Raw genomic sequence first — 10518 nt, 5'->3', positions numbered from 1 at the left:
CTGCCGCCCGGTTCAGCGAACCGGTCTGATCAATTCACTCGCCATCCTGGGCGGACTTCACCACCACTACGTCCGCGTTTACATTTTCGATGCACACCGGCAAGAGGCACTCTGTTTAGGTATTCGAACGAACTGCAGGAATGCATGGATAATGAGAACGAACTAGAGTCGGCAAGACGCACGCGAAAGACCCCGCGCATTGAGTATCTGCGGGTGGAGAACTTTCGTGCTGTCCGTAACTCCGCTAACGGTGCTCTTAGGCCCGAATGGCAGCGGGAAATCGACAATATTCGACGTGTTCGCTTTTCTGTCGGAACGGTGCGGCGCGAATCCGCGCTAAGTTTGTGCAGGCGTTGCACGGCCAAGTGCTAGTCCCTTTCCCCGCTCCCAATTTTGCGCGACGAATCCTTGGGGCCGACAGTGCGGGCGCAATTCAATCGTTGGAGGTTTTGGAACCGTTTCCTTTCAACGCACCTCGCCCTACGGATTTCAAACGCTCCGGTTGGCGAAAGCCCTTGGATATTCTCTTCGTGTGGGGGGCTTTGGCCGCTTACGGGAAAGGATTCGGCAAAATTCGGAGCTTTTCGAACATCGAAGGATTCGAACACGAGGGGGAGGTTCAAGGATTAGACTATTCTCCGCGACTGCCTTGACGCTACCGATTTGCTACGAAACTTGCGTCAGTTGTTACGCTAGGGCGTCACCGGGTCGCAAGGTACTGATTGGATGAGGTTTTCTGGTAGCGGGGGAGGGACTCCCTACCAGCCCGGCAAATTCGCAAGCAGATTCAACAAAATCCAACGTTTAGATGGTACCTGTGTCTCGTGCTGGTGATACAGCAAAACAGCTATCGCGACAATCGATTGTGTCAGTCAGACCGGACGCAGGTGACAGCGAGGCGTGAGCCAGCGGTTCGGTCGGTTACTCTCAAATTGCCCGCAGTCCGTTAGCCGTCGCACGCGGCCAAGATCATGCGATCACTGTTGCGTCTAGCCCGAGCCGAAGGAGCGAAATGACCGCTCCGCCCGATCTGCTTGCCTCGAGATTGTAGGATTGTAAGAGATTGCTCATCATAGAGTTTGAACGATCAATCGCACCCGTTGGTGCCCCTCGCCTTTAATCAGGGTTCCTGCATAGTCATCGGCTCACATTCGTGGGCTTAGTTGCTCGGTCGGCAAGCGAGCGAAGAAAGCCCAGCTTCCGGAGTTCATTGAGTCGATTTTCGTACAAGTCAGGCCCAGGACGCAATTGAGGATCGTTGCTCAGTTCGTCCAGGGCGGAATTGAGACGACTTAGAACTGTATCCAGTTGCGACCGTTCTCTCTCAAGAGTTTCTGTCCCGCTGAATACGTCGTCAATGATTTGTGATGGCGATGGAAACAAATTATCATCTCCAATCGTCGCGAACCAATTTCGGGTTGACGGCAGGCTATTGTCGAGCCCGACGTTGCTGATACGGAGAAGATCGTGTCGCGCCTCAGCTAATCCCTTCTCTTGCTCGATGACGGAGGCCCTCACCAACGATTTCTGCCGATCGCGAAAAGAGGACAGTTTAGCGCTCAGTTCACCTTCAAAGCCTTGTCTTACTGAGATAGCCTCTTGGTCGTTAATCGGCTTAAGGATTTTGTCGAACTTACCGACAACAGCGTTTAGCCAAATGGCCGGAAATACTGCTGAGGAAAAGAGGACGGTATCCCCTTTTATGCTCAAGAAGCTTTCCCTTGTAAGACCGGGTTTCACGTCGACCTTAGCATGCAATGGCCCATGCAAAGTAATGGCCTTAATGCGGTCCACGCGTTTGAGACGATTTATCCAGACCTCGACCTTCATGTCGATATCGATTTCCGCCGCTTGAGACGTCGTCGTCAGGTTTGAAACCGTTATTTCAGCAAGGCAAGGGGCTAGGACGTAACTCTGCTGATCAAATTGTTCGAGTAACGGCAAATAATTTGGCAGTGCTTGCACGAAAGTTGGATCAAGCGTCAACCAGTGAGTATCTAGCTTTTGAAAGTCCGATTTGAACAGAGATAGAACTCTGGCATAGGTCTCAGGAGTCACTCGGCCGTTATAGACGGGCTCGTAGCCTCCAGTCTTTGGATAGTAGAACCAATAATAGTAGCTATTGAACGAGACGAACTCGCGTTTCCAGTCGGTGCACTTTCCTATGGGCTTGGACAATAGCTCGAACGGAAACGTTTTGTCGTAAGGCTGCAGCAAGCCTAGCGTTGGATCCAGGTCTACTGATTTATTCTCGATTTGCTCTTCAATTTTCGATAGTACGGCAGTTCGCAAAGCCACAATGCGATCAATAAACAACTGCAGCCGCTGCCTCTTCAGCTTGTTTTTTTCGTCAATGAGCGCGGTCCTAGAAAACGCCTCTATGTTCTGTCCGGCCCCAATGACCTCATCCAGCTGAGGAAACTTGCTCGTGCCTGGATACAGTGAAAGCTCCGTCAGTTTATCCGGGTTGCTTTGAAACAGTTCAAGAAATCTGGTAGTTGCCCAATACCAAACATCGGGATTAACCAAATAGCTGGAGTATTCCTTGTGCTCAGGGTCAATTGCTTGTCGCAAAGCGTCCAGCGACCCTGCTTTGCGAACGTCGCGATCGAGAGTCCCTTCGGCGACCGAGCTTGCCGCATCGATGGTCGCGCGTCTCGTATACACATCTCGGCAATGCTGAAAAAGCTCCAGAGAGAGAGGACGCCGATTACCCTTACCGTCTAAACTGATGCAGGCACTTTCCTCGTTACGAAAGATGACGCCCGCAAGGTCAGAAAATTGGATAGCTGAGTGGGCTTGCATGTCGTCGATGGCCCGCCGCACCTCTGCTAATGCCAACCTAGCCTCTTCCGTGCTGTAATTCGTCGCACGCGTTGTTCTATCAAGTGCAACAAACCCGCCCTTAACCCTTTGATCCAGGTTCGCAAAATTTTCCAGAGTCTCGTTACGGAAGTCGTTGATCTGGTTAGACAGCTCTTGCAGAGCAGAAAACAAAGCCGGATACGGAGAGATTTCGTTTTCTTTCTGCAGAATACTCTGGAAGGTGTCTGCCATCGAAAAGAAGCTCAATACTACTGACCCGCTAGACACTTTAGGCCCCTTCGCAACGAGTGAAGATAGCTTGTCGCCAATGATTGCGAGGCCTGAAAAGGTCTTTCCGAGCTTTTGATTTCCACTCGCTGCGAATGCTCGCCCGATCATTGCAAAGCCTGCGGCCGAATCCTCGAGTTTGTCAGCCCTCTCTTGCACTAGTCTCTCCAGCTCTTGCGACCTCCCCTTTTCCTTCTGCCATTGCCTGACGGATTGCAGCGCTTCGTTGGCTTCTTGCACGAATTTCGTAACGCCGACAGCTTCGGTAAGTCCATCCCTTTTGTCTCCAGCTTTTAGCGCCTCGGTTCCTTGTCGCACGTCGGGATGATCTCGGAGATCGTTTTTCGGATTAACACCAAGATACTTGCTAACGTATGGGGCGAGTATTCTCCCTGCCGGCGTACCCTTTCTTACCTCGTCACATGCCCAAGTGGTCCACTCGACAACAAATTTGCGGGTGAGATTTGGGTGTTCGGGCAAAGGGCTCCGTCCCACTACGGCCTCCTTGAAGGAGGGGTAAGCTATCTTGAGTCCTTTACCCCAAACTCCTCCAACACTCGCGAGCCCGTCAACCGCTTCATCGACCGACTTAGCAAATCCTCCCGGCACGTTGTCGAGCCGAGCGGCTTTCTCCGCAGCGACTTTTCGGAGACCATCCTCTATAGTCACGGGCCTTATAAACTGGTCGATATTAAGCCTGCTATAATCTTCATCAAATTTCATGTACGGCGGTGGATCAAACGCACGGGCCAGTGCAGATGGTTGCGCTGTATATAAAGTTTCGGCGTTGTGTACGGTGAATGCTACACTTGCCAGCCTGTAAGTATCATCTTTGTAGGAATTTCTTATCGCAATGAACTCATGCATTTGATGCGGAGTGAAGGGCACGCTCCGCTTTGAGTTCTCACCAAACAGCGGGAAAGCGGTTGTCGCGAGGACAAGCGTCGCCACAAAAACACTTGTGAGAAGCGCACGCATGCTGGCCATCCATACAGAGTTGGCGTGATTTCGTTGTCGGTTCTAACTCGCTGATATCATATGATGCGTCAGCTGCTGCGTCTATGACATGCTCTGCTGGTGCGCAGCGCCTAGAGCCCGGTCCGGCGTAGCGAACCGAGGCGCATGTCTCCTATTCACTTGCTTGATCGGGGTGCTTGCATTCGCATCTGGAGCGGTGGTGGTCGTTGCCAGTAAATCCTAACCTAACACCCCGGAGAACGGATCCTCCGGGGTGCTGGCCGTTTAGTGCGCTCTACCAACTGACTGGATCGCGAATCGGATCTCACCGGCGAAGCGCGTCCGTCCGTCAATCAAGATGGATGCGTTGAAAATCACGCTGCTATCCGCGAGACACCCATCGGCTCTGATCCACACTTCGGCGGTGCGGCCCCATTCCCGGCGCGCGCTCTCGCGAGCGGCGGCAATGCCTGCCGTGTGAGGATCCACGACCCGCGCTCCAGCATGAACGCTGTGCTGGCGCATGGCTCGGAACTGGCCGTCGCGCCGGAACACGTCCGTGATGGCATGCTCGTCGCTAATCTTCGAGCCCACATAGTAGTACTTCATGGATTTTCTCCATGAGTCACGGGCAGGCCACTACGGCCCACCTAACCCGCGCGTCGCGCGGACATGGAGAACTTTGGTTTGCCCGCGCGTGCGCGCGGCAAGTAAATCGAACCCGCGCGGTGCGCGGAAAAGTCGAAGGCCTTTCGACTGCGACGGCTCCCCCATCTACCTCTCGGGTTTGCGATCACAAAGCGCAATATATGGCGCTCGGCAGCGCGAACGAGCCGGCAAGTGTGTAATGGTTAACAGCGGTGAACAAATGGGGCCCAGTGAGGGCGGCGAGCGAGTAGCCCCAAGCGGAACGTCAGTCCCAGGTCTCGGCTGCCGCTAGGCGCTCGCGGTGACTTTGTAGCGATTCGACCGTCAGATCATCGGACTTGTGCTTGCGTGTTTACTCAGCGACCCTTTTCACTGCCCCCTCTCCGCATAATCAAACAGAGGTCCATCGCTCGGTTTGTTGGGCATCTCCTTCGCACTCTTTTTCCGCCGTTTAGCCGCCCGAGCTCGTTGTTCGACTTTCAAAAGCTTCGGGTCTTTGTTCGAGACCCAGCGAAGCCTGCCACCCTCAACCCAGTTGCATGGCACGTGATAAAATGAAGCCTTCTTGGCTCTTTTTATCTTTGCAGCAATAACAGGCCACCAATGAATCAAAAGCGCGCACTTGCGCCAAAATTTCCAATCCGACCATTGCGCTTCAAAAAAGATGACCACGAAGCCGTGTTCGATCAATGCTAGGCGCTCATGTGGCCTACTCTTCATTCGAACGTCGCCGGATATGACGACCTTACCTCCGTCATCAGCAAATCGCTTCAGCCAAGGCACATCATTCTTAGGCTGGTAATCATTATCGCCTGGCTTAGGTGTATAATCGGCTGCCGCCTTAACTACGAAGCTCCCCGATATTTTGCGAAACTGCTTCTCGTTGGCGAAGTTCTGCAAGACCCTCACCAGCCCTATAGGAACGTTTTGATCAAACGCGACTTTCAAGCGGCTATCGCAAGGTTCTCCTCGAATTTGACAGCCTCGCGAACATGCCGAACCGGAATTTCAAAAATATCGGCAACGAACTGGGCGCTTCCTTCGACCTTGACCGCTCTCGCAATCGCATCTGTCGGAATATTGCTGCCCTTCAGTACGGGATGACCAAACTCGATGCGTGGGTGAACAATTACATTTGGAGCTATCTTTGGCCTAGGTGTCCATTCGATAGCCTCGCCCTGCGGATCAAAAACTACATCCTCGCGGAGAGACTTCATGACGACGGAGGGGATTTCATAATTTTTGGACCGCAGATCATAGACGAGCATCAACCCATTTCGCCGGGCGATCTCGGCAACGATCTTACGTCCGTCGGTTCTGAACACGGTCTTGGTCGCGAACGGATGCGGGTGACTTAGCGTCTCCCTCGCCTCACTCATGATACGTCTAATTTCCCGCAAATTTACGCCGGCCTTAGCGAACCGCGCGATGAAGCGCAGCTCCATCAAATTTGCAAAGCTGACTGCCGTCCTGTCACCCACTCGACCAAGCTGGTTGATGATAACAGGCTCTTGTTTGCCGGTATGTCCCTCCACCCATACACGCACGGACGCTTGCGGCGCGCCGACAAGTTCTGCCGCATCCGGGATACTGTAGATTCCAATCTCTAGTAGGTCTGGACGCGCCATGTTATCTTGCTTCGTACAAATCCTGCTTCGCTGTAAATTAGCGAAACGGCATCGTCACTTCCGATCCTCTGTTTTTGGTTCAAGACTTTAGACATTTTCATAAATCGTCCCTTCACGGTATCGCCTCCCTGCGGACAAGTCAGCCGAAATCTCCACCGTGCCGCTTTACGATCGCCTTCGTCTTACATTCATTCGCCATGGCCTCGCGCCGGTAGGGCCACTAGCCGTTCAATCAACTCTTCGGCAGTTTCTTGCTCAGAAGCGCTGATCTGGGCCCCGGTGACCGGAAGCATGCACTCTGCATCGGCCATCTGATTTCACAAAATGGCTTGTTTCTGACCCGGATGCCTGCATTCGACGACTTCTCATATCATCGCTAAATAGTAAGCAACTCTTTCAACTGACGCTGAATCGACTCCGAGTCGATGCCGTGCTCTTCGCTAGTCGTTACGAGGGTCCCTGACTCGCCGCCCCCTTCCTCACTCGGAAGGACGCCCTGCGCCCGATACCACTCGAGCTTGCTTTGCCAGCGGCGGCGATACGCTGGCTCGGCCATCATCCCGAGGTGTTCTAGAAAGATTCGTTGACCAGTCTCGGCGTCGTCGATCGTGAAGTCCGGATAACGGACGCTCCCGTCACGACCAGCAAAGGGCTGCTCGTAAGCATACGGAATATCAAGCCCGTGAAGCAGATTAGCGATTATCACCTCCGACTTTGATCGGACGAGCTCGCCCCTAGCAGTGCGGTGAATCAATCCGTCCTCAAGGAACTTGCCGACGTATTCGACCGGCTTCGGATCTCTGAAGAGGTTAGTAAGTCGGCGGAATGTCTCCGAATGCTCGGCAGACGATAGCTTCAGAAGGGCACGGATGTCGCCCTGATGAAGGATAACAACACGCTCCCGTTGGCGCGTCAGAGCTGTGTAGAGCAATTCCCTCGACAGCAGCCGACACGGATTCGGGACCACCACAAAGGTAACACCGAACTCACTGCCCTGAGCTTTGTGAATGGTTAGCGCATAAGCTAACTCCAGAGGCGCATCGCCTTCGTCGCCGAAATCACGCTCTGCGAACCCGTATTTGAAGCCGAGTTGAGACGAAAACTCGACCTCCATCTTCCAAGGCAAGCCTTTCGGCTTCCAATTTTTTCCCTTGAATTGCCCCACGACGAGTCCGATTTCGCCGTTGGCCAAATAGGGTTTGTCGACCTTGGGATACACGTCGTAGCGTCGCGCATTTGAAATATTGATGACCTTGTCCCCGTACAGAATGCCTTGTGGTCCTAAAGGCTTGCACGTCTTACGGTCCCAATACTTTTCGGGCTCTGCCCAGGCGCGAGACTGTCGGCGAAACGATTTCTGCAACCATCGGTTCAGACCATCGACACCGGTCTCACCTGCGCGCACCGGCGATAGGATTTGCCAGGATTCAACGTCGACGCCCCCGCCGCTACGGCGCTCGACGCCTTCCGCGTCGGGCTCACTCCTCGAAAGATTGAAATACACAACGTCGTTGTAGAGGCGACCTCCCAAACTTACTTCAAAGAATGCACTGTCAGCAGCACCGGCCGGGACTTCGCTTTCCGCTATCGTGCGGACTGCAGTCTTGATCTCCGCGAGTAGTTTCGATTCCAGATCAACATCGCTCTCCCATCGGATTGCACGGATACCGATGGCTTTGCCGGACGCCAGTCGATCCCACGCTTCATCGGCACCGGGATCTGGCGCTTCATTTCCGAACCAACGAGAGAGAATGATGTCATCCCGCACGCCGCGAGTGCTCGCGTTCATCTGCTCGGTCTGGCGGCGGACGATCTTCAGTTCGGCATAGCCTCGCGGCCCGGCCTCTTTCGAGCCGCTCGCTGCAACAAAAGCGACAATATCGACGAATGGCCGTCCGGCTCCTATTGGCGGCAGTTGTCGGGGATCGCCTACTAGAATCAAACGTTCCACCGCAGTGGTCTCGATAGCATCAAGAGTTGCAGCAAGCTGATCTTCGGTTAACATCGACGATTCATCGATGACCACAGTCTTGAAGCCCCGCTCTCGGTTAGGAGCGTCTGTGACGCCGTACCTGCCCGTTTCCGGATTGTATCGCCCGAGACCTAACAGAAACTGTGCGAGCGTAAACGCTTGAGCATTCTTCGCGCGCTTCTGCATCTGGACCCGCGCCTTGCCTGTTGGCGCGAGCAGAAGGACGCCGCCTTCGGCGATAGATGAAAGAGAAAGCAGCGCGGTGAGGAGACTCGTCTTACCAGTCCCTGCTGGGCCGATCAGCACTGAAAATCTCGACCGATAAAGTTCTTCTAGTGCCGCTGCTTTCTCGCGCCGGGCAAGCTCTTCCGTCTCAGGATCTGTCGCTTCCACAAACGGTGGCAGTTGTTTATCTATCAGCGCACGCCAATTGTACTCGCCTGCGTGGATCTTACCCGCCAGACGCCGCTTCACGCGGGCAGCAATTAGCTCTCGGGATCGATCGTATTCTTTCAGCTGCCAGGCAGGTGCGCCATCTGCCATCTGCGTCGGCGTCAACCGCTCGTGCAAAGACGAGCCGAATGTCTCCACCCAATCGCCGCCTATGCTGCAACGAGGTACAACGTCCAGATCACGCACCCTCTGCACGAGCCACGACTGTGGCAAGAGGGTGTGGCCTTGATCGGCCGCCTCGTCGAGCGTTGCCATACATAACGCCCGAACGCGCCGAGAGTCGATGGCCTCGGAGCAACGCGATGGTTCTGGAATTGGAAAGGCTTCCGATACTGTAGCGTCGGGGAAAAGACCGCGATCGACCGTTTTCACCGAAATCGCGTCGATGCGCGCCCTATCATCCTCGAAGCACCGATATGGATTGGAGATAATCTCCGCGTCACTTGCCACAATTCCCGCGCGGGCGCGTTCTTCTGGCACAAACCAGCGCGTCGCTTGGTCAGACGAGATCTCAAAGCGCGCGAGCAACTTCAGCAACGTGCGCCGTTCTGGCTTGAGGCCGTCCCATAATTTTGCGGCACTTTGGCCTATGGTGGATGCGAGGTCGGCCGGCAGCGACTTCGGATCGTGAAGGACTTTGCCGATCGCTGGCCAGGGATCAAGGATTGCGTTAGAGCCATCCGCGTGAAGCTGCTGTCCTATGGCGTGCGCGATCAGAGTTCCATGGGTCAGTCCAAACGCCGTCAGCGCCGAGCCGAGCCCCGGAAACGCCCCTCGAAGACGCCATAGCCGGTTAAGTTGCGCATCAACCCAAGCACGAGCAACGTGCCAATTGCCAGGCACCAATTTCTCCAGCTTCTCCAGTAAGGAAGCGCATGAGAGAAGGACAGTAATTGCCTGATCGTGAGTGACATGCTCGGAACCCATCGAGAAAGCATCCCAATGCTCATCGGGAGCATGCAAGGTCAAGCTCGCCAAATCGACGTTTGGATCCTTTGCCGCAAGTTCGAGCAGATCGTGATAGGGCAACAGAAAGCCATCGCCAATCGTCGGACGAATGGAATGATGTAGATTACCCTCCCACAGCACACAGCGCATCCCATCAGATGGCGCATCTTTCTCGTAAGCATACTCGACAGGCAGATCGACTTTCAGAACGCGACCAATACCAACAATTACCCGCCTGCCATCTTCAGTCAGTGGAGTGCGTTTTGCGTAGAAAAAGACAAGCGATTCTTCCGGCTTGATCGCTCCAAAAAAAGTCTCCAGCATCGCAAGCTGATTGCGGCGTTCCTGCACCCACAACTTGTCGAAGGCTAGGTCTGGTTCCAATTCAGGCCTGAAGCCGATTTTATATTGCTCCGCCTTGGCCGGGATGCCGGTCTCGGCGCTCTTCATCATCCACGCGAAAGGAACCGCCGCCGCAGAATATGCTGGGTGATGGAATTGACTCCCCACAAAATGTTTATAGAGCGGATCGTGGCTGTACGGATGTTTAACGCTGCGCGAATAGCCGACGGGCGACATGAAAGCGCCCCGCTCCGCAGCGCATGCTGGTAGTCCAACTCCGCCCGTGTTCCAGGCTTTGCCCGCGATCTCGACTTCGAAATCATCCTCTTTCGTTTCGGCAATCCGAGGGAGGATCAAACAGGACGTATTGCCGCGCGGATTGGTGCACACTTTGCCTGCCCATCGCCCGTCGTGCCACGGCACACGAACGGAAACGTGCATTGTTGGCAACTGCCTTGCGCCTTGGATCATTAGCCC

At 54.4% G+C, this 10518-nt stretch carries 5 protein-coding genes; all 5 read right to left on the bottom strand.

The features are described 5' to 3' along the window. Positions 1-1137: 1137 nt before the first annotated feature. The 5 genes from OZ411_RS22415 to OZ411_RS22395 all read right to left on the bottom strand — a co-directional run bounded on the left by OZ411_RS22415 (position 1138) and on the right by OZ411_RS22395 (position 10512). Positions 1138-4071, bottom strand: coding sequence for a hypothetical protein (locus tag OZ411_RS22415; RefSeq protein ID WP_282529682.1), 2934 nt, complete (start codon positions 4069-4071; stop codon positions 1138-1140). Between the two features lie 264 nt (positions 4072-4335). Next, positions 4336-4659, bottom strand: coding sequence for a hypothetical protein (locus tag OZ411_RS22410; RefSeq protein WP_282529681.1), 324 nt, complete (start codon positions 4657-4659; stop codon positions 4336-4338). Positions 4660-5067: 408 nt separating this feature from the next. Beyond that, positions 5068-5646 carry a hypothetical protein gene (locus OZ411_RS22405; RefSeq protein ID WP_282529680.1) on the bottom strand — a complete coding sequence of 193 codons (579 nt, stop codon included), beginning with the start codon at positions 5644-5646 and terminating at the stop codon, positions 5068-5070. Then, positions 5643-6326 carry a hypothetical protein gene (locus OZ411_RS22400; protein ID WP_282529679.1) on the bottom strand — a complete coding sequence of 228 codons (684 nt, stop codon included), beginning with the start codon at positions 6324-6326 and terminating at the stop codon, positions 5643-5645. Before OZ411_RS22400 ends, OZ411_RS22405 begins: the two co-directional genes overlap by 4 nt. A 376-nt stretch (positions 6327-6702) precedes the next feature. Further along, the gene (locus OZ411_RS22395) at positions 6703-10512 is read right to left on the bottom strand and encodes an ATP-dependent RecD-like DNA helicase (RefSeq protein WP_282529678.1); all 3810 of its coding nucleotides are present in this window, start codon (positions 10510-10512) and stop codon (positions 6703-6705) included. Positions 10513-10518: the final 6 nt, after the last annotated feature.

The sequence above is a fragment of the Bradyrhizobium sp. Arg237L genome (assembly GCF_029990105.1).
Classification (GTDB): domain Bacteria; phylum Pseudomonadota; class Alphaproteobacteria; order Rhizobiales; family Xanthobacteraceae; genus Bradyrhizobium.
The sequence above is the reverse complement of the archived record's forward strand: the minus strand, read 5'-3'. Positions and strand labels throughout refer to the sequence as shown.

What these genes read in the sequence shown, in the direction of transcription:
- OZ411_RS22415 (WP_282529682.1), bottom strand. Translation starts at nt 4,071, where the DNA reads ATGCGTGCGCTTCTCACAAGTGTTTTTGTGGCGACGCTTGTCCTCGCG.
- OZ411_RS22410 (WP_282529681.1), bottom strand. Translation starts at nt 4,659, where the DNA reads ATGAAGTACTACTATGTGGGCTCGAAGATTAGCGACGAGCATGCCATC.
- OZ411_RS22400 (WP_282529679.1), bottom strand. Translation starts at nt 6,326, where the DNA reads ATGGCGCGTCCAGACCTACTAGAGATTGGAATCTACAGTATCCCGGAT.
- OZ411_RS22395 (WP_282529678.1), bottom strand. Translation starts at nt 10,512, where the DNA reads ATGATCCAAGGCGCAAGGCAGTTGCCAACAATGCACGTTTCCGTTCGT.